The sequence below is a fragment of the Enterobacter kobei genome (assembly GCF_001729765.1).
Taxonomy (GTDB): Bacteria; Pseudomonadota; Gammaproteobacteria; order Enterobacterales; family Enterobacteriaceae; genus Enterobacter; species Enterobacter kobei.
On the sequence record NZ_CP017181.1, the window covers coordinates 2519377 to 2538650 of the forward strand.

At 54.0% G+C, this 19274-nt stretch carries 17 protein-coding genes; 7 read left to right on the plus strand and 10 right to left on the minus strand.

The annotated features are described in order from the left end of the window. Positions 1-81: 81 nt before the first annotated feature. The 3 genes from BFV64_RS12145 (at position 82) to BFV64_RS12155 (ending at position 2206) form a co-directional block, all read left to right on the plus strand. Positions 82-1314, plus strand: a complete 1233-nt coding sequence (locus tag BFV64_RS12145) for a sensor domain-containing diguanylate cyclase (RefSeq protein ID WP_059373062.1) — start codon at positions 82-84, stop codon at positions 1312-1314. A gap of 74 nt (positions 1315-1388) precedes the next feature. After that, positions 1389-1529 carry an Ecr family regulatory small membrane protein gene (locus tag BFV64_RS25645; protein WP_059373060.1) on the plus strand — a complete coding sequence of 47 codons (141 nt, stop codon included), beginning with the start codon at positions 1389-1391 and terminating at the stop codon, positions 1527-1529. A 113-nt stretch (positions 1530-1642) separates the two neighbouring features. Beyond that, a complete protein-coding gene (locus BFV64_RS12155; RefSeq protein ID WP_059373058.1) occupies positions 1643-2206 on the plus strand; it encodes a DJ-1/PfpI family protein in 564 nt (187 codons plus the stop codon). A gap of 95 nt (positions 2207-2301) precedes the next feature. Here the strand turns inward: BFV64_RS12155 and BFV64_RS12160 are convergent, their stop codons facing one another. After that, a complete protein-coding gene (locus tag BFV64_RS12160; RefSeq protein ID WP_045268217.1) occupies positions 2302-3918 on the minus strand; it encodes a peptide ABC transporter substrate-binding protein in 1617 nt (538 codons plus the stop codon). A 185-nt stretch (positions 3919-4103) separates the two neighbouring features. Between BFV64_RS12160 and mpaA the strand changes: the two genes are divergently transcribed. Continuing rightward, positions 4104-4817 carry a murein tripeptide amidase MpaA gene (mpaA, locus tag BFV64_RS12165; protein ID WP_023330524.1) on the plus strand — a complete coding sequence of 238 codons (714 nt, stop codon included), beginning with the start codon at positions 4104-4106 and terminating at the stop codon, positions 4815-4817. On the opposite strand, the gene ycjG is transcribed toward mpaA, so the two are convergent. Continuing rightward, positions 4808-5773: an L-Ala-D/L-Glu epimerase gene (ycjG, locus tag BFV64_RS12170; protein ID WP_045282159.1), complete on the minus strand. Its 966-nt coding sequence runs from the start codon at positions 5771-5773 to the stop codon at positions 4808-4810. The genes mpaA and ycjG overlap by 10 nt on opposite strands. Before the next feature lie 107 nt (positions 5774-5880). Between ycjG and tpx the strand changes: the two genes are divergently transcribed. Next, positions 5881-6387: a thiol peroxidase gene (gene tpx, locus BFV64_RS12175; RefSeq protein ID WP_045135272.1), complete on the plus strand. Its 507-nt coding sequence runs from the start codon at positions 5881-5883 to the stop codon at positions 6385-6387. A gap of 275 nt (positions 6388-6662) precedes the next feature. After that, positions 6663-7871, plus strand: coding sequence for an aldose 1-epimerase family protein (locus BFV64_RS12180; RefSeq protein WP_069602123.1), 1209 nt, complete (start codon positions 6663-6665; stop codon positions 7869-7871). Between the two features lie 32 nt (positions 7872-7903). Here the strand turns inward: BFV64_RS12180 and tyrR are convergent, their stop codons facing one another. The 3 genes from tyrR to BFV64_RS12195 all read right to left on the minus strand — a co-directional run bounded on the left by tyrR (position 7904) and on the right by BFV64_RS12195 (position 12004). After that, complete coding sequence (gene tyrR / locus BFV64_RS12185; protein ID WP_014884045.1) at positions 7904-9445, minus strand: transcriptional regulator TyrR; 1542 nt, start codon at positions 9443-9445, stop codon at positions 7904-7906. A 112-nt stretch (positions 9446-9557) separates the two neighbouring features. Next, a complete protein-coding gene (locus BFV64_RS12190; protein WP_069602124.1) occupies positions 9558-10610 on the minus strand; it encodes a YcjF family protein in 1053 nt (350 codons plus the stop codon). Continuing rightward, the gene (locus BFV64_RS12195) at positions 10607-12004 is read right to left on the minus strand and encodes a YcjX family GTP-binding protein (RefSeq protein WP_069602125.1); all 1398 of its coding nucleotides are present in this window, start codon (positions 12002-12004) and stop codon (positions 10607-10609) included. Before BFV64_RS12195 ends, BFV64_RS12190 begins: the two co-directional genes overlap by 4 nt. Positions 12005-12159: 155 nt before the next feature. Between BFV64_RS12195 and BFV64_RS12200 the strand changes: the two genes are divergently transcribed. Further along, the gene (locus BFV64_RS12200; protein ID WP_045135275.1) at positions 12160-13170 is read left to right on the plus strand and encodes a LacI family DNA-binding transcriptional regulator; all 1011 of its coding nucleotides are present in this window, start codon (positions 12160-12162) and stop codon (positions 13168-13170) included. A gap of 34 nt (positions 13171-13204) precedes the next feature. On the opposite strand, the gene BFV64_RS12205 is transcribed toward BFV64_RS12200, so the two are convergent. From BFV64_RS12205 to BFV64_RS12225, 5 genes are all read right to left on the minus strand, one after another. Continuing rightward, positions 13205-14119: an OmpG family monomeric porin gene (locus tag BFV64_RS12205; RefSeq protein WP_045135276.1), complete on the minus strand. Its 915-nt coding sequence runs from the start codon at positions 14117-14119 to the stop codon at positions 13205-13207. Positions 14120-14185: 66 nt separating this feature from the next. After that, on the minus strand, positions 14186-15268 hold the full coding sequence (locus tag BFV64_RS12210; protein WP_014884050.1) for an ABC transporter ATP-binding protein: 1083 nt from the start codon (positions 15266-15268) through the stop codon (positions 14186-14188). Between the two features lie 3 nt (positions 15269-15271). Then, the gene (gene pgmB, locus BFV64_RS12215) at positions 15272-15946 is read right to left on the minus strand and encodes a beta-phosphoglucomutase (RefSeq protein ID WP_069602126.1); all 675 of its coding nucleotides are present in this window, start codon (positions 15944-15946) and stop codon (positions 15272-15274) included. After that, on the minus strand, positions 15936-18215 hold the full coding sequence (locus BFV64_RS12220) for a glycoside hydrolase family 65 protein (protein WP_045135285.1): 2280 nt from the start codon (positions 18213-18215) through the stop codon (positions 15936-15938). The genes pgmB and BFV64_RS12220 overlap by 11 nt, the downstream gene beginning before the upstream one ends. Next, a complete protein-coding gene (locus BFV64_RS12225) occupies positions 18209-19267 on the minus strand; it encodes a D-glucoside 3-dehydrogenase (protein WP_088126779.1) in 1059 nt (352 codons plus the stop codon). The genes BFV64_RS12220 and BFV64_RS12225 overlap by 7 nt, the downstream gene beginning before the upstream one ends. Positions 19268-19274 lie beyond the last annotated feature (7 nt).

Consider the following 19274-nt stretch of genomic DNA (forward strand, 5'->3'; position numbering starts at 1 on the left):
TAGCGTATGTTTCAGAGGAGTGGACGCGAGTTAATCTGACGTGATTGTCAGGCATAACATGCCGATGAACAGGAAATGCCTATGTCGCAAAATGGTTTTGATGCGCTGAATGCAATTAAAACGCCCGTGTGGCTCATATCTCCTGTTTCAGAACAGATCATTTTTGCCAATGTGGCCGCAACACAGCTGATGGGTAATAAAACACTGGATGGCTTGCGTAAAGGCACCTGTTCCGCAAGTGCGCAAAGCGTGTTGTCGATGTATGTTCCTGAACTGAAAAACGATCACGATATTGTCGAGATCTGGACGATTAGCCGTGCCGGGCAAGATACACCGTTAAGCTGCCGCCTCTCTCTCTCCCACTTCACGCCTTATGGCGATGTTATCGTTTTTGAAGGGATTTCTTCTCAGGCCCCATCAGGCCTGAAAGCCAGCCGTTCCACAACCTATCAGCGTAAAAAACAGGGTTTCTACGCCCGTTTTTTCCTGACCAACAGTGCGCCAATGCTGTTAATCGACCCTGCCCGCGACGGGCAAATTGTCGATGCAAACCTGGCCGCGCTCAGCTTTTATGGCTATTCGCATGATGAAATGTGCAATAAACACACCTGGGAGATAAATACCCTGGGGAGAGGTGTCATGCCCATTATGACGGAGATTGCCGCACTGCCCGGCGGACATAAGCCGTTTAATTTTGTTCACCGCCTTGCCGATGGCACCACCCGCCATGTCCAGACCTACGCGGGGCCCATTGAGATTTACGGTGACAAACTGATGCTGTGCATCATCCACGATATCACCGAACAAAAAAGGCTCGAGCTGGAGCTGGAAAATGCTGCGTTACGTGACTCAATGACAGGCTTACTTAACCGACGCCAGTTCTACAATATTATCGATCAAACCAGCCTGAGCCACCTTTCCGCGCAACAGCAATTTAGCCTGCTGCTGGTGGATACCGATCATTTTAAAAACATCAACGACCTCTTCGGCCATCTGAAAGGTGATGAGGTGCTTATCGCCCTTTCCCGCACGCTGGAAGCCTGCAGCAGGCAAGATGACCTCGTGTTTCGCTGGGGAGGGGAAGAGTTTGTCATCCTGCTGCCGCGCACCTCTCTCGACACTGCCATGAAGATTGCCGAATCCGTCCGCGCGGCGGTAACCCGTATCACCATACCCGGATTACCCCGTTTTACCGTCAGCATTGGTGTGGCAAGGCATGAACCGGAAGAGAGTATTGATGAGCTGTTTAAACGCGTAGACGACGCGCTCTATCGCGCCAAAAACGATGGACGTAATAAAGTCCTTGCGGCATGAGACTGGAGTATACGGGAAAGCGTCGTTACAATGCCCCACTTATGTAAATCACTGACAGGTGGGTAGTCGCTACAATGGGAAAGACTGAAATAATACTCACCTTAATCATTTTCATCCTTATTATATTTGGCTTGTGGTTGATTTTTAGCGGTGAGATCTGGTATTTCGTTGAATATCTGGAAAATACCCTGTACCCGACCTTCGATGCGCTGTAGTGCAATAATTCATTTGCTTATATTGCCTATGCTCTGACGGGCTTTTTTATTTCCGGCAATTGAGCCATACCAGGCTATATCTTAATCATCTCTATAAATAAAGGTGAGGAAAGATGAGCAAGAAAATCCTGATGTTGGTTGGCGATTACGCCGAAGATTATGAAACCATGGTCCCGTTTCAGGCATTACAGATGATTGGTCATCAGGTGGATGCCGTTTGCCCCGACAAACCGAAGGGGGACTACATCATGACGGCAATCCATGACTTCGACGGTGCCCAGACCTACAGCGAAAAGCCCGGCCACCGTTTTGTCCTCAATGCTGACTTTTCCGCCGCACGGGAGCAGGACTATGACGCACTGCTTATCCCAGGCGGCAGAGCGCCAGAATATTTGCGGTTAAATGACGATGTGCTCAAGCTGGTGCAGGCATTTGACGAGGCACGTAAGCCAATCGCCGCCGTGTGCCATGGTCCGCAACTGCTTGCTGCTGCCGGCATACTAAAAGGCCGAACCTGCAGCGCCTACCCGGCGTGTGCGCCTGAAGTGCGTCTTAGCGGTGGACACTACGCCAGTATCGGCATCGACCAGGCACATGTAGACGGTAATCTGGTCACCGCCCCCGCCTGGCCCGCTCATCCACAGTGGCTGGCGAAGTTTAGCGCTTTGCTGGAGTAACAGTGGTGCTGCCCATCAGCGGCACGCGCGGGCATAAGTAAAAACTGGCGCCAGCATGCGCCAGTTTTCAGTGCGACAAGGTCATTCTCTCCCCGTCAGTGCTTCTCAATATACATCGTCCGGCTATACGCCACGTCTTCCGGATTATTAATAGGATAGCCTTTCACCCACGGCTTAATCAGGCGGCCATTGGTGTACTGATAAATCGGCGCGATAGGCGCTTTCTCCGTGAGGATTTTTTCCGCCATGTTGTAGTCCGTATTGCGCGCTTTCGCCGTGGTTTCCAGCGTCGCCTGGTGGATAATTTTATCGTAGGCCGGGTCGTTGAAACGCGAGATGTTACCGCTGTGGGTTGAGGTCAGCAGCGAAAGGAAGGTCGATGGCTCGTTGTAATCGCCCACCCAGGAGGCGCGGATCACGTCAAAGTTACCGGTATTACGGCTGTCAATATACGTTTTCCACTCCTGGTTTTGCAGTTTGACATCCACACCGAGATTTTTCTTCCACATGGACGCCACCGCGATGGCAATCTTCTGATGATTTTCTGAAGTATTGTACAGCAGGGTCAGCTTCAGCGGACGCTGAGGGCCATACCCCGCGGCCTGCAGCAAGGTTTTCGCCTGGGCGTTCAGCTCCTGCTGCGACATCTGTTCAAATGGCGAGGCCTCCGGGGTGAACCCGGCCGTCACGTCAGGCGTGAAGTGCCATGCGGGCTTCTCTCCCGTGCCTAACACTTTTTCCGCCATAATGCGGCGATCGATGGTCATGCTCAGCGCCAGGCGCACGCGGGAGTCGGCCGTTGGGCCCTTTTGCGTATTGAACGCATAGTAATACGTGCCCAACTGAGGCGGCGTGTAAACCTGTCCCGGAATATCCTTCAGGAGCTTCTGATACATGTTTTTTGGGAACGATTCGGTAATATCAATATCACCCGCCAGATAACGTTTGGTGGCCGATGATTCCTGGTTAATCGGTACGAAGGTGACCTTTTGCAGGACGGTTTTTGCATTGTCCCAGTAGTGGGTATTGGGGACGACGACCAGTTTTTCATTCACCACGCGGTCATTCAGGACATAGGCACCATTGCCGACCAGAGATCCCGGACGGGTCCACTCTTTACCCCTTTCTACGTTGGCTTTTTGCACCGGGTAGAAGGCAAAGTTAGCCGTCAGATTACTGAACCACGGCAGCGGTTTGTCCAACTGGACGCGTAATGTTCTGGCATCGACCGCCGTTACGCCAAGCGTATCGGGTGCCGCTTTTCCATCAATAATGGCCTGCGCGTTGTTGATACCCGCCAGGGCAGCAAACCAGGCAAATGGAGAGGTCGTTTTCGGATCAACCAGACGCTGCCAGCTGTAGACAAAATCCTGGGCGGTGACAGGCGAACCGTCGGACCACTTCGCGTTATCGCGTAGGGTAAATGTCCAGATGCGGTTATCGTTGCTCTGCCAGCGCGTTGCCACTCCCGGCGTCAACTCCCCTTTCTCATTCTGATTCACCAGACCTTCGAAGAGATCGCGAATCACCTGAATCTCTGGCAGCCCCACCGCTTTTGCCGGATCGAGTGAAGCCGGTTCGTCTTTAATGTGTCTGACCAGCTCCTGTTTTTGCGCCAGTGCCGTACCCTGTGGCACATCCGCAGCGAAAGAGAGTGAAGAGAGTCCGCACAGGCACAGTGCGGCAAAAAGACGCGAAACAGGATGCTTCATAAGATCCCCTTTAATGAATTCAGGTAACAAGCAGATGCGTAATTATTTGTTTCGACAAAAAGAAATGCAAATAACTTACTCCCGAATAGTGATTTAAGGCAATTCTCAACCATTTCGGAAACTATTTGATTAACCGCGTGTTTTGCACAACACTGCGAGTAGTGATCTTTTTATCAGGATTTCGTATGACAACCACCCGACCGAGAGCGGAACGCGGCGCCTTTCCGCCGGGCGCTGAGCAATATGGCCGCTCATTTTTAGGCGCATCGTTGATCTGGTTCCCCGCCCCCGATGCCGACCGCGACAGCGGCTTGATTCTTGCCGGCACGCACGGTGACGAGAACTCCTCCATCGTGACGCTTTCATGCGCGCTGCGGACACTAACGCCCTCATTGCGGCGTCATCACGTGATTCTGGCGGTTAACCCGGACGGCTGTCAGCTCGGTCTACGCGCCAATGCGAGAGGCGTAGACTTAAATCGTAATTTCCCGGCAGCAAACTGGCGCGCCGGAGAAACCGTTTATCGCTGGAACAGCTCCGCCGAGGAGCGTGATGTGGTTCTGCTGACGGGAGATAAACCGGGCTCGGAGCCTGAAACCCAGGCGCTGTGCCAGCTCATCCATAAGATCCACCCTGCATGGATTGTCTCTTTCCACGATCCGCTGGCGTGTATTGAAGATCCGCGTCACTCCGAGCTGGGCGCCTGGCTGGCGGAAGCATTTGCCCTGCCACTCGTTACCAGCGTCGGCTATGAAACGCCAGGATCATTCGGTAGCTGGTGCGCCGATTTGAGCCTGCCCTGCATTACCGCTGAATTCCCGGCGATCTCGTCCGACGAAGCCAGCGAAAAGTACTTAAAAGCCATGATGGAGCTTTTACGCTGGCAGCCTCAGAGATGAAGCACGCCGCTGGTAAAATCAAGCGCGGGTGACACATCAACCGCCAGCCACGTCGGGCCATCCAGATCGGCGAAACGGACCTGATTAACCAGCGGTAGCGCCGCGCCGATCGCCCGGGACGTGCAGAGCATGCAGCCCAGCATCAGCTCAAATCCCTGCGCCCGGGCCTCTTCCGCCAGGGCCAGCGCCTCTGTCAGGCCGCCGGTCTTGTCGAGCTTAATATTGACCATCTCATAGCGCCCCTGAAGGTCGCTCAAACGTTCCCGGGTATGGCAGCTTTCATCCGCGCAGACGGGCAATGGATGGATAAAATTATTCAGCGCCGCATCATCTTCTGCTGGCAGAGGCTGCTCCAGCATGGCGACCCCCAGGTCGGCCAGCAGCTGACATCGTGCGGCCAGCCCTTCCGGGTGCCAGGATTCGTTGGCGTCAACAATGAGCGTGGCGGCGGGAACCGCTGAGCGAATAGCGACCATTCGCTCGCTGATCAGGCGATCGTCGAGTTTCACTTTCAATAGCGTTGCCCCGGCGTCATAGAGCGCTTTTGCGCTGGCGGCCATCTGTTCCGGCTCACCGATTACCACCGTTTGCGCGGTAACCACCGATTCCGGCAGCACCACGCCCAGCAATGACGTCAGCGATGTTTGCTGTTTCGCCGCTTCCAGGTTCCAGAGCGCACAATCAATGGCGTTGCGCGCGGCCCCGGCGGGTAAACGTTGCTGGAGCGCCTCGCGAGTGAGTCCGGTTTGCAGGTCCGGAACCAGCGTCATGATATGCGCCATGACCGACGCGAGGCTTTCCCCATAGCGTGGATAAGGCGTGCATTCACCCACGCCTTTAAAACCGTCCTCTTCGATTTCAACGACCACCACGCTGGCTTCGCTTCGGCTGCCGCGAGAGATCACAAACGGGGTATGCAATGGCCAGGCTTCTTCATAGACCTTAACGCTTCTCATCACTGACTCCTTGCGGCCCGGAAAGGCGAAAAAATTGGTTTGCCGTGTTATCTGCTGATGGCATACACTAGCCCCGACGTTAACTATATGTAAACAGGAAGATATCTATGTCACAACTCGTTCATTTCCAGGGCAACCCGGTTGCTGTTGCAGGTTCCATTCCGCAGGCTGGCAGCAAAGCGCAGGCTTTTACTCTGGTGGCTAAAGATCTGTCTGACGTCACACTGGCTCAGTTTGCGGGTAAACGCAAAGTGCTGAACATTTTCCCAAGCATTGATACCGGCGTTTGCGCTGCCTCCGTGCGTAAATTCAACCAGCTGGCCACCGAAATGGACAACACCGTGGTGCTGTGCATTTCCGCTGACCTGCCGTTCGCCCAGTCCCGCTTCTGCGGCGCTGAAGGCCTGAGCAACGTTATCACCCTCTCCACCCTGCGTAGCCCGGATTTCCTCGAAAAATACGGTGTTAGCATCGCGGAAGGTCCACTGAAAGGTCTGGCTGCACGCGCTGTACTGGTTATTGATGAAAACGACACTGTCCTTTTCAGCGAACTGGTTAACGAAATTACGACCGAGCCGGATTACACCGCCGCACTGGACACGCTTAAAGCATAACAGTGACTTAGCAATTTATACTGCGTTTTCAAAACCTCGCGATGGCGGGGTTTTTTATTACCTCCACGCTGAATCGTTAAAGCATAAATATGATAACTTCACAGTATTTATGCAATTCAATATCAGAAACTCAACAATAACGCGATCTTGCCCACATAATACTGGTTAATATTTATCATCTTCGCCCTCAGTGAAGCCCATCACATTTCCCTTTACGGCAAAACATTAGATTTGCTTACGAAATCAAATAATCGTTTCAGCAAAAAGGGATCAAAATGAAAATAAAACTGGCTTTAACGCTCCTTGCGGTACTGGTTTCAGGTCACGCTGCCGCAAAAACCTGGGTGCTGACCAGCGCTGAAAGCGGCGTAGAAAAAGGAAACTGGAAGATTTCAAGCGATGAGCTGAAAATTAATGACCGGACGTTCAGCATTGAGCAGAAAGTATTGCACGGCGGAAAGCAGGAAGGCAGTAAAGTTATCATTATCAGCAGTAAAAACGGTCTGACAATTACCCTGAGCCCAACGCGCGGAATGAATCTTCTGCATGTGGAAGGTTTTGGTACCCGACTGGGGTGGAATTCTCCCGTTAAAGAGGTCGTTAACCCGGCGTATATAAATCTGGAAAGCCGAAACGGCCTCGGCTGGCTGGAAGGATTCAATGAGATGATGGTCCGCTGTGGTTATGAGTGGACGGGACATCCGGTCACGGCTGACGGCCAGATTTATACGCTTCACGGCAAGGCCGGTAATACCCCGGCTTCTCAGGTCGAAGTTGACGTTGCGGATACCGCCCCGTATGAAATTCGTATTCGCGGGTTAATCAAAGAGAGCACGTTTAAAAAAGCGGATCTGCAAACCATGACCGAACTGCGTTACGTTCCAGGAACTAACCAGTTCAGCCTGCATGATGTCCTGACAAACCATGCCGATTACCCTCATGACTATCAAATCATCTATCACAGTAACTTCGGGAAGCCGATCCTCGAAGAAGGCGCACGCTTCCTTGCTCCGGCGGTAAGCGTGAGCCCCTTCAACGATTACGCTAAAGCGGGCGTAGACAACTGGCAAACCTATGCCGGGCCGACAAAAGGCTTTGATGAGATGGTCTTTAACATCAAACCGCTTGCGGACAACAACCACGAAACCTTCGCGGCGGTGGTCAACAAAGCCGGCGATAAAGGCGCGTCAATTCAGTTTGATACACGCCAGCTACCCGCGCTGACCTTATGGAAAAATACCGATACGCCAAAACAGGGGTACGTTACGGGGATTGAGCCGGGTACGAGCTACGCCTACCCCGTGACCATAGAACGTGAGCAGAAACGGGTTAAGCAATTACAGCCTGGGGCCAGCGCGCAGTTTGATCTCACCTATACCCTGCTTCATAGCCCACAACAGGTGAAAGAGGTTGAAAACAGGATTGCGGCCATTCAGGGAGAGACAAAAACAGAAATCGTGACCACACCGCTGGCGAAGGAATAAACATAAAAAAGCCTCTTTACAGAGGCTTTTTGCTATTCGTCACCTTTCTTATGATTCAAACCATACTCACGGAGCTTATTCGCAATCGCGGTATGCGATACGCCAAGCCGCTTTGCCAGTTTGCGAGTACTTGGATAGCTGCGATAAAGCTGCGTCAGGACGGAGCGTTCAAAGCGACTGGTAATATCATCCAGCGACCCTTCCATCGCCTCTTCACCTACCGATACCGTTCCGGCGTCGTAATCAGGCAGCAGAATATCCTGCGGACGCAGTTCATACCCTTCAAGCTGGGTGAGTGCACGATAAACGGCATTTTTAAGCTGACGGATGTTGCCCGGCCAACCGTAGCGCATTAACACCGTGCCGAGATCGGCAGAAAGCTTCGGACGCGGGACGCCCTGCTCGTCGGCAAAGCGGGCGACAAACAGTTCCGTTAACGGCATGATGTCCTGCGGACAATCGCGCAGCGGTGGAATGTTCAGCGTAAGGACGTTAAGGCGGTAATAGAGATCCTCGCGGAATATCCCCTTTTGCACCAGTTCGACCAGGTTTTTCTGGGTGGCACAGATGACGCGCACGTCCACATGCACCTCATGATCTTCACCAACGCGGCGGAAGGTTCCGTCGTTCAGGAAACGCAGCAGTTTGGCCTGCATGCGCGGCGACATTTCACCGATCTCATCCAGCAGCACGGAGCCGCCGTTAGCCTGCTCGAAGAACCCTTTCTTGCCTTCCGGCGCGTGTCCAAACAGTTCGCTTTCGACAGCATCTTCCGGGATAGAGGCGCAATTAAGTGCCAGATACGGTTTTGCCGCACGCGGGCTTGCCAGATGCACAGCGTGAGCCAGCAGATCTTTCCCGGTACCGGTATCGCCAGTAATCAGCAGCGGCGCGGTCAGGCTGGCGAGCTTGCGCGCCTGGTCAACCACATGACGCATTTTCGGGCTGACGGCAATAATCTGGCTGAATGCGCCGACATCCTGGCTGGAGAGGTTTTGCAGCTGGCGGCCCATACGTAACGTCGAGCGCAGCATGATCACGGCACCGGTCAGTACGCGGGTGTCGCTTTCCCCTTTCAGATAAACCGGTGTGATCTCCATCAGGAAATTCTGCCCGTTTATCACTACATGCTCGCTGTGAGTATTCTGCGGATTGCTGTCCAGCCAGCGCTGGAAGTTAAAACCCGGGACCAGCTGTGCGGCATGTTGATTGCTGAGCTTCTCCTGGCTCTGTGCGAATAGCTGACAGCTTGCGTGGTTAACGCGCTCGACTTTACTTTTCAGATCCAGAGAGAGGAACGGTTCAGGCATGGCTTCCAGCAGCGCGCTCAGTGCCAGGTGCTCTCGCTCGGAGGGCATCCAGGGGATAGTGCGCACATCCGTAACGCCAGCGATACGGCGGATTTCCGCCATCAGACTGCTAAAGGTATTGAATTCAATTTCGGCAAAATTGAGGTAAATTCGCCCGACAGGATCGATCTCAATGCCACGTAAATCAATGCTACGTAAAACAAGAAGATCGAGTAACTCGCGGGTCAGACCGAGACGGTCTTCACAGAAGACTTCAAGACGCATGGGAAATTCACCGTTTTAAGCCAGTAACGTTAAAATGATATGTCAGAACACGGTGAACCGGAAGATGGCTGTCAACAAATATTGACAGCCAGCACGATAAGTGAACAAAACCTCACGGAGCAGGTTTTTTATTGAGCGTCTCTTTAAGCTGGCCAATCAGTTCGCGTCGGAAATCCCCCAGCCGTGGCTTATCGCCATCGATCCACGGCAACGGTCGGCACACTTCCATCGCCTTGATACCCAGACGCGCCGTCAGTAAGCCCGCGCCAATACCCTGCGCAGCGCGAGCCGAAAGACGCGCAGCCAGATCCTGCGACATCCAGTCCATGCCCACTTCACGCACCAGTTCGCTCGCACCAGCAAAGGCGATATTGAGTAACACCAGCTTGAACAGTCTGAGTCGACTGTAGTAACCCAGCTCGATACCGTAGAGATGAGCGATACGGTTAATCAAACGCAGGTTACGCCATGCGATAAACGCCATATCCACCAGCGCCAGCGGGCTGACGGCAATCATCAGCGTGGACTCTGCCGCAGAACGGCTAATCTCGCGTCGCGCCTGGGCATCCAGTACCGGCTGAACCATATGGGAATAGAGCGTTACCACTTCCCGGTCATTCTGCGTTTCATGGATGGCGGCATACCAGCGCTGAAGCGCCGGATGCGACTGATCGATACCGGCCTGGCTGGCCAGTTTCTCACAAAACGCGCGGCCTTTGCCGGTTCCGTGGCTGTGGAGGAGATCCCGCGCTTCATCACGCTCATGCGCGCGCTGTCGCAGACGCCAGAGACGTCGCCACTCCGTCGCAACAGACCCCACGCCCGCGCCAACAATCAGCGCACCTGCGGCACATCCGCCCAGTGCGACCCAGTCCTGCGTTTGCCAGGCGTTCATCGCCCACTGGACGCCCTGCCCGACCACGCTGACGCCGAACAGTGCCAGACCGGCGGTGACCATTCTGCGCCACACACTGCGTTTTGGACGCAAAGCGGCCACCACGACCGCCTCCGCTGGCCCCTCCTCAACCGCGGGATCGTCCGGCAGTGCCGGGGCAAAGTTGTCTGCCTGCGTACCGCTGAACGTCTGCGCCGTTTTAAACGCTTCACGATCCGCCTGCTCAAGCGTTCCGGTAAAATCTATGCGTGGTTTTAACGGTTCCGTCATCGCAATTTATCTCCAATCAGAAACTCCAGCGCCGCATCCAGACGGATGTGTGGCAACGGCCGATCGACGCTCATCGCCTGAGGGCGGAAGGCTTCAAACTGGAAGCCCTGACTCTGCCAGAAGGCCTGGCCCGGCAGCCTAGCGGGCACTTCGCCCGGGTAGACCGTAAGCGGCTCACCGTCGCTGAGGCGGTTCCCGCGCAATGCCGGTATTTTCTCGCCGTTAAGATCAATCAGCCCGCTCTGCGTCGCCTGCACGGAGGCCAGCCCAAGACAATCCATGCTAATCCCTTCAAACGCGGCATTTTGCCACGCATCCTGCACCAGCTGCTGCAGCAGAGAAACCATGTTGGCATGCTGATCGACCGTCACGTGATCGGCTTTCGTGGCCGCGAACAGCAGCTTGTCGATCACCGGCGAGAAAAGACGACGGAACAGCGTCCGCTGCCCGTAGTGAAAACTCTGCATCAGCTGGGTCAGCGCGAGGCGCATATCGTTAAATGCCTGCGGCCCGCTGTTAAGCGGCTGCAGGCAATCTACCAGCACAATCTGGCGGTCGAAACGCAAGAAGTGGTTTTTATAAAATCCTTTGACCACTTTTTCGCAGTAGTAATTGTACCGCTCGCGCAGCATCCCGGCGTTCGTGTGTTTACCGGCCTGGGCCAGCTTCGATTCACCGGCGCCGTCCACATCTGGCCAGGGGAAGAACTGCAGCGCGGGCGCTCCGGCTAAGTCCCCCGGCAAGACAAAACGACCCGGCTGGATGAAGTGCAGCCCTTCCTGTTTGCACTGATGAAGATAGTCCGTCCAGGCCCCGGCAATCGCCGCCAGACGGTTTTCATCCGCTGGTGCCAGCGGATCCAGGCCTTCACACAGCGCTCGCCATTTCGTTGACCACGCAGCGCGTTGTCCCTGCAGCAACCCTGTCATCTGACGGGACCAGCTGAGGTAGTCCTGTGCCAGCATCGGCAAATCGAGCAGCCATTCGCCCGGGTAATCGACGATTTCCAGATACAGGGTGGAGGTATCCTTGAAGTGGCGCATCAGGGATTCATTTGAGCGGAAACGCAGCGCAAGGCGAATTTCACTCACGCCTCGCGTCGGCGTCGGCCACGCGGGCGGATCCCCGTACAGTTGTGCCAGCCCTTCGTCATAGGTAAAACGAGGAATACCAAAATCGCGCTGAGGGACGCGCTTAACGCCCAGCAGATGCTCTTCTCTTACGGCGCTGAGCAACGGCAGGCGCGCTCCGGCGTGCAGGTTCAGGAGCTGGTTTACCATCGCCGTTATGAATGCCGTCTTGCCGCTGCGGCTTAGCCCGGTGACGGCCAGGCGCAGATGTCGGTCAATGCCGCGGTTCACCAGTGAATTGAGTTCGTTCTTAAGTCGCTTCATCGCCATCCTTCATTGCCCGGAAGCCTGGAATGCATGGCTTCAGAATACAATAAATGGGGGCAGATCGTTGATTATCAATTCTTATTTATTGCTATTGCCGTTTTCTCTCCAGTAAGATGAGCGGCATTGCTGTCAGTCCGGAGTGAGTAAGGTGTATGTCACCCACCATCTATGATATCGCACGGGTTGCGGGCGTATCGAAATCAACCGTATCCCGCGTTCTGAATAAACAAACGAATATATCCCCCGAAGCACGTGACAAAGTGCTGAAGGCGATAGACGAATTAAATTATCAGCCCAACAAACTGGCCCGCGCACTGACCTCTTCTGGCTTCGATGCCATTATGGTTATATCGACCCGCTCGACCAAAACCACAGCCGGTAACCCTTTTTTCTCTGATGTTCTTCATGCGATTACAACAAAAGCGGAAGAAGAAGGTTTTGACGTTATTTTGCAAACATCCAAAAGCAGCGAAGACGATCTGCTGAAATGTGTGAGCAAAATAAAGCAGAAGATGATCAAAGGCGTCATCATGCTGAGTTCACCGGCAAATGAATCTTTTTTCAGCACGCTGGATGCGTATGGCGTACCCGTCGTCGTCATTGGCAAAGTGGAAGGTGATTATCAGAATATCTATTCCGTCGATACGGATAATTTTAATGACAGCGCCACGCTGACGGATAATTTCATTAAAAATGGGCGACGGAAAATTGCCTGTCTGCATGCACCGCTTGATTACCACGTTTCAATTGATCGTCTGGCGGGCTATAAAGCCAGTCTGGCAAAACATAATATTGCTATTCATTACGACTGGATCATGGATGGTGGTTATACCCACGAGAGTGCACTCGCTGCGGCGATTACATTATTATCCTCGCCAGTTCCTCCTGATGCGGTATTCGCCACCGACAGCATGAAGTTGCTAAGCCTCTATCGTGCTGCGGATGAGTTAAATCTGATGATCCCTGAGCAGGTCGTGATAGCCGGATACAGCGACCCGATGCTCTCTCTCATTCTCACGCCAGCGCCAGGTGGGTTTGATATCCCTACTCGCAAGCTGGGTGAAGAGAGTTGCAATCTGCTCTTCAGGCGCATTGGTGGTCAACCTGCCCCGCAAAAAGTGCTTGTCGACACCCACTTCGTGTTAGCGGCTTCTCTGCGCTAAAACCAGGGGCGGATCGCCCCTGGTAAGTGATGTATCAGAACGCGTAATTCACACCTACGCCCGCATAGTGGAAGCGGTCGCTCTCACCCTCATCGTGGTTTTCCCATTCATACGCATATTCCAGCGTCATGGATAAACCGTTGTTGAAGTCATAGGCATACAGCATACCCAGGCGGTTGAAATCATGCCCTTCACGCGACGGATCGTCCTGCCAGTCCCAGTTTGACCAGCGGTCAAGACCCAAGCGGGTGTAAGGCGTTAAGGTTGTCTGGCCCAACGAAACAGGCAGATAGGCGCGAATTTCCTGCGTGGAAAACTCGCCGTTATTACGTGAGCTGTCCATATTGAAACCGCGCTCTAAATAGTAATTTACTTTTGCGGAGACGGTTTCATTGATAGTCCAGGTAAAGCCCGTTTCGGTCTCAACACGGCTGTCAGCATAACCGGTTTTTTCCAGATCGTTAGCAAACTGATACATAGCAAGCCAGCCACTAAAGCGCCAGTCATCGGTTAATTTAATATCCCAGTCTGGCTGTACTTTGTAGCGCTGCATATTTGCGCTGCCGTCTTTGGCACCGTGCTCATCTTTAAAGTGATAACCATAATTACGGAAGCCGCCGGTCAGACCAAAAGTAAAATCATCGGTTCCAATAAAGCGATAGCGTAATTCAAATTCCGGACGGTCAAAATAGGTTCCGCGCGTCATGCTGCTGTAATCAACGGGCCCTTCCTGATACATCGCCAGAGAAATTGTCCAGGCATCCCAGGTCGCATTAAACCACACGGAAGGTTCATATAATCCATCTTTATCGTCGCCCTGACCTTCGACGTTTTCAATTTCATACATGGCCCCGATATTAAATTCCCACTTTTTCGCAGTTTCTGCCGCTTGCGCACAGCTAACCCCTGCGCACAGAACGAGCGCAGCACTTTTTAGTAGAGTACTCATGAGATATTCCCTTTCTAATTAACCAACAAAAAAACCGGAAATTTGCATTTCCGGCAAACACCTTTCTTATCTAATAGCCGCTTCTGTATCAGCGTCGAAGAAATGGCACTTATTCATATCGAACTGGATGCCAATATTATCTCCGGCGACGTAGTCATTCGCTGCACCTGCACGGACAACCAGTTCATGCCCCCCTACGGTGGCATAAAGCATAAATTCAGCGCCGGTCAGTTCAGCCACGCTGACTTTCGCCGTGATGTCTTCTCCGCTGCTCTGCAGGGTAAGAATGTCTTCCGGACGGATACCGAAGACGACCGCTTTACGCTGGTAACCTTGCGCATTCAGTTCGGCCAGCTTGTCTTCAGGGATCTCCAGACGCAACGTTTCCGTGACGAAATAACGATCGTCGATAGCGCCCCGAATGAAGTTCATCGCCGGTGAGCCAATGAACCCTGCGACAAACATATTGGCCGGCTCGTTGTACACCTGCTTCGGCGCCCCGACCTGCTGAATGATGCCGTCTTTTAAGATCACGATGCGGGTGGCCATCGTCATGGCTTCCGTCTGGTCGTGCGTAACATAAATCATGGTGGTATTAAGCTTCTGGTGCAGCTTGCTGATTTCAGCACGCATCTGCACGCGAAGCTTGGCATCAAGGTTGGACAGCGGTTCATCCATCAGGAAGACACCGGCTTCACGCACGATCGCCCGGCCTAACGCCACGCGCTGGCGCTGACCACCGGACAGTGCGCCAGGCTTACGCTTGAGATAATCACGTAACCCCAAAATCTGCGCCGCCCAGTTAACACGCTCCTCAATCACCGCAGGCGCTATTTTTTGCATTTTCAGGCCAAACGCCATGTTGTCGTAGACCGTCATATGCGGGTAAAGCGCGTAGTTCTGGAAGACCATCGCGATATCGCGAGATTTAGCGGGGACATCATTCATGCAGACCCCGTCAATGATCAGCTCACCGGCGCTGATCTCCTCCAGCCCGGCAATCATGCGCAGGGTCGTGGATTTACCACATCCCGATGGACCAACGAACACAATGAATTCTTTGTCTTCTATTTCGAGGTTGAAATCTTTAACCACATGGACCTGGTTATCGTAGATTTTCTGAATATGTTTTAGAGACAGTTGAGCCATAATTTATTCCTTATCAATACGCCGGGTTGCCCAGAATTCAGTCAGGCATGTCCAGGTCAGTTCCTGCGTTGAATGAAGTTGTAGTCCTGCATGGTTAAGGCCAGGCCCAATCCCTACCGACAACATCCCTGCGGCGTTGATTGCCTGAACGCCCGCAGCGGCATCTTCAATGCCGATAGCCTCTTCAGGACGTACGTCCAGACCGGCACAGGCGGCGAGGAAGATTTCCGGGTCTGGCTTTGAGCGGTGAATGCGGGAAGCATCCGCGCAAAAATCAAATGCCTGATGAATGCCCAGCGCGTGCAAAATCCCCGGAGCATTGAGCGATACGGACGCGAGCCCAATTTTGACTTTCGCTGCACGGATATCCGCCAGCACGTCTCGAATCCCCGGAAGCAGCGAATCCTGCGTCAGCGATGCCAGCGACTGGACATAACGCGCGTTTTTTTTCGTCGCAAGCTCAAGGCACTGCTCATCGCTAAACATCCCCTCTTTTCCGCCATGCTTCAGAATGCGCAGAAGAGAATCCATACGGCTTATTCCCTTCAGCTGTTCGTTAAAGACTTCGTCGAAGGTGATGCCAATTTCCTCCGCCACGGCTCGCCAGGCCAGAAAGTGGAGATGTGCGGTATCGGTGATCACACCGTCCAGATCGAATACAACAGCCTTAAGCGCCATGGTGCCCCTCCGTGGTAGCGGTCCCATCTTTAGATGCAAGAAAGTCCTTACGGGTGATAACTTTTCGCGCCGACACATGTAGCGTTTTGCCCCACAGCGTTAGCGTGGCAGGTGCCGTCGTTTCAATGGTTAACACCTCGTTTTCATAGGTGAAATGCAGGGTTGCGTTGCGCCACCGCAGTGGGAATGCCAGTTTCTGCCAATGAGCAGGCAGTTTCGGCGCAAGATGCAGTTCCCCTTCGATAATTTGTAGGCCAGCAAACCCCTGAACCGCGCCAGACCAGATCGCACCGGTGGCCGCAGCATGTATCCCTTCATCACTGCTGTGCGGATCGTCACCCAAATCAATGCCGATGCCATCACGCCAGAAGGCATAGGCCCCCTGCGTGTCACCGCAGCGCGCGAGAACAATCCCGTGAATGGCTTTGCTCAATGACGAATCATGGATCGTGCGTGGCTCATAGAACGCCAGATTGGCGGCACACTGCTGCGGCGTAAACCGTTCCGGCAGCAGGTAGTTAAGCATCACCACATCGGCCTGCTTCAGGATCTGCATCTCGTTCACTTCCGCACGGGAATAATCGAGCAGAATCGTCTGCTTACCCGCTTTGGCTTTATAGCGGGTCAGATCAATGGCAGGTTTTGACATAAAGGAGTCATCCTGTGGGATCACACCCTCTGCATCGGCCTCTGGCAGCCATAAGCGCGCCAGGAACTGCGTGGCATTCTCCGTAAAACGCGCATCTTCACGCCCAAACATCGCCATAAACTGACGGGCACAGGCAACGTTGTGCCAGGCCAGATAGTTGGTGTAGGCATTGTTATTCACATGCTCGGTGTATTCGTCCGGCCCTATTACGTCATGGATTTCGAGACGACCATTGATTTCCGTTGCGCGTCCCATCCAGAACGAGGCGGTTTCCATCAGCAGCGTCAGACCCTCATTACGCATAAAGGCATCATCATGTGTCGCCTGCCAGTAAGCGACGACGGCCCAGGCGATATCTGCCACGATGTGATGCTCAGCAAGCGCGGAGGCCACCTTCTGGCGTATCCCGGTACGGATGTTGATAGCGGCAAACTCTGGCGTTTCTTCCTCCCCACTCGCCGCGCTTTCCCATGGGAACAACGCGCCGGGCCAGCCGTTACGACGGGCTTTCTCCCGGGCGCCAGCGAGATTAAGCCAGCGATAACGCAGCAGGCTGCGGGCAATCTGCGGGCGAGTAAAGAGATGGAAAGGCAGCAAGAATATTTCGGTATCCCAGAATACGTGGCCTTTATACCCCTCTCCCGTCAGCCCTTTCGCGGCGATACTGCTTCGCTCGTCATGGGCAGGCGTCATCGTGGTCAGGTGCCAGACCGCATAATCCAGCGCCATCTGATCCTGAGGTTCCGCAGACGTCACTTCCACACGAGCGTCACGCCAGACGGCTTTCCAGGCATACGCTGAACTTTCCAGCAAGGCGTCGTAGCCTCTTGCTGCGCAAACTTTGAGATCGGCCAGCGCGTTGCGAGCGAAAGACTCCTGCGAAAGCGCTTTGTCACAGCGGTGGGTTACCCAGACAATTTTTTCAAGCGTGACAGTGTCACCCTGCGCAATCGTCAGGGAATGGTGCACGTTAAGACGACGATTTTTGGCGGTAAAACAGCTGTCGCTCTTCGTTGAGAGCTGACAAAACGCCGAAACGACGACGTCTGACGCCCGGTCCTGCGTTTCATACACGCCCTGCATGTAGTGCTGGTCAAAGACTCTGACCGAGATTTCATCCAGATGCTGTCTGCCGCTGTTCGTTTGCGTTGCATCAATACCGGTTTTCAGCACGGCCTGCGAAGCAGCATCAAGCGGTGTGATCGAAAGCTGCATGGCCACCAGAGGCAACTGGTCCAGCGACACAAAACGACGGCTTTCCAGCCGATAACGGTTTCCGTCGGGCGAACGCCAGACAACGCGACGATGCAGCTCGCCGTTGGCAAAGGCCAGCTCGCGCTGCCACTCCAGAATCTCCCCTGCAAGGAGGGTGAAATTGACGCCATCCAGCTCAACATCAATGCCAGTGATATCGGGCAGATTGACGAGCTCGGTGGTTTCGTTGCGTCCCGCACGATGATACAGACCCGCAAGGTACATGCCTCTGGTTTGCAGGGTGTAATCTTCTTCATGCGCAGCGCGAATGCCCATGTAGCCATTGCCGCAGGCCATAACAGAGGCGTATTTATTCAGGCTGTGAGGACAAAAGCCCGGATCGGTTAAGACAGACACGTTCAGCATAATGTCACGCATTCCCCTGTTTCTGCTGATTCATAAAGCGCGGCGACAAGCTGCTGAATAACCAGGCCCTGTTCTGCATCCGCGATCATGACGGGTTCTCCCTGCACATGGCGTACGAAGGCATCCATACTGCGTAAATGTCGCTGGTCATCAGCCTCTTCACGCTGCGCGAGGGTGACTAACGCCCCGGCTTCGTCGTTATAGATGTGCGCCGGGAACAGCGTTGCTCCCGCTTTTTCGCCGCAGAAAGCGACATTCATGATGGACTGCTCGCGGATGTTAAGCGCAAAGGAGGTGTCCAGACGCAGAATGCCGCCGTTACAGAATTCAATCGTGCCAAACAGGGCATCCTCAACGGTGTATTGCGTAGGATCCCACTCGCCAAACTGGCCGGTGCTTTTGCGGTTTCCCAGCCTCTGAAAGCTGTGCGCGGTCACACGCTTTACCGCAGGGAAACCCAGGACATACATGGCGGCATCAAGCATATGAATGCCGATATCAATCAGCGGTCCGCCACCCTGTAATGATTTGTTGGTAAACACGCCCCACCCCGGCACACCGCACCGCCTCACAGCCTGCGCCGATGTGAAGTAAACTTCACCGAGCGTGCCATTCATTACCGCCTCTCGCAGTTGCTGGGTATCCAGGGCAAAGCGGTGGTGAAAATCATAGGCCAGCACTTTGCCTGCTTTACGCGCCGCGATGCGCATCTGGTCGGCCTGTTGCGGCGTCATCGCCGGGGGTTTTTCACACATCACATGACACCCCGCTTCGAGGGCAGCCATGACATGTTCAAAATGGAACCGGTTAGGCGAGCAGACGCTCACCACGTCCGGCTTCACCGTTTGCAACATCTCGTGAGCGTCCTGCCATGCCGATGGAATAGCATAACGTTCCGCGAACGCCTGTGCCTGCTCAAGGCGGCTGTCCATGACAGCCACCATGTGAACATCACTGCGCGTGGCGTAATACGAGGCATGCACTTTGTCCGCGACCTGCCCGGCGCCAATAATGGCGACGCGCAGAGGCGAAGGTGTAGAAGCACTCATCACGCTCGTC

Bases quoted from the DNA above. Each gene is read 5' to 3' on its own strand.
- BFV64_RS12145 (WP_059373062.1), top strand. From the start codon at position 82: ATGTCGCAAAATGGTTTTGATGCGCTGAATGCAATTAAAACGCCCGTG.
- BFV64_RS25645 (WP_059373060.1), top strand. From the start codon at position 1,389: ATGGGAAAGACTGAAATAATACTCACCTTAATCATTTTCATCCTTATT.
- BFV64_RS12155 (WP_059373058.1), top strand. From the start codon at position 1,643: ATGAGCAAGAAAATCCTGATGTTGGTTGGCGATTACGCCGAAGATTAT.
- BFV64_RS12160 (WP_045268217.1), bottom strand. From the start codon at position 3,918: ATGAAGCATCCTGTTTCGCGTCTTTTTGCCGCACTGTGCCTGTGCGGA.
- mpaA (WP_023330524.1), top strand. From the start codon at position 4,104: ATGACAACCACCCGACCGAGAGCGGAACGCGGCGCCTTTCCGCCGGGC.
- ycjG (WP_045282159.1), bottom strand. From the start codon at position 5,773: ATGAGAAGCGTTAAGGTCTATGAAGAAGCCTGGCCATTGCATACCCCG.
- tpx (WP_045135272.1), top strand. From the start codon at position 5,881: ATGTCACAACTCGTTCATTTCCAGGGCAACCCGGTTGCTGTTGCAGGT.
- BFV64_RS12180 (WP_069602123.1), top strand. From the start codon at position 6,663: ATGAAAATAAAACTGGCTTTAACGCTCCTTGCGGTACTGGTTTCAGGT.
- tyrR (WP_014884045.1), bottom strand. From the start codon at position 9,445: ATGCGTCTTGAAGTCTTCTGTGAAGACCGTCTCGGTCTGACCCGCGAG.
- BFV64_RS12190 (WP_069602124.1), bottom strand. From the start codon at position 10,610: ATGACGGAACCGTTAAAACCACGCATAGATTTTACCGGAACGCTTGAG.
- BFV64_RS12195 (WP_069602125.1), bottom strand. From the start codon at position 12,004: ATGAAGCGACTTAAGAACGAACTCAATTCACTGGTGAACCGCGGCATT.
- BFV64_RS12200 (WP_045135275.1), top strand. From the start codon at position 12,160: ATGTCACCCACCATCTATGATATCGCACGGGTTGCGGGCGTATCGAAA.
- BFV64_RS12205 (WP_045135276.1), bottom strand. From the start codon at position 14,119: ATGAGTACTCTACTAAAAAGTGCTGCGCTCGTTCTGTGCGCAGGGGTT.
- BFV64_RS12210 (WP_014884050.1), bottom strand. From the start codon at position 15,268: ATGGCTCAACTGTCTCTAAAACATATTCAGAAAATCTACGATAACCAG.
- pgmB (WP_069602126.1), bottom strand. From the start codon at position 15,946: ATGGCGCTTAAGGCTGTTGTATTCGATCTGGACGGTGTGATCACCGAT.
- BFV64_RS12220 (WP_045135285.1), bottom strand. From the start codon at position 18,215: ATGCTGAACGTGTCTGTCTTAACCGATCCGGGCTTTTGTCCTCACAGC.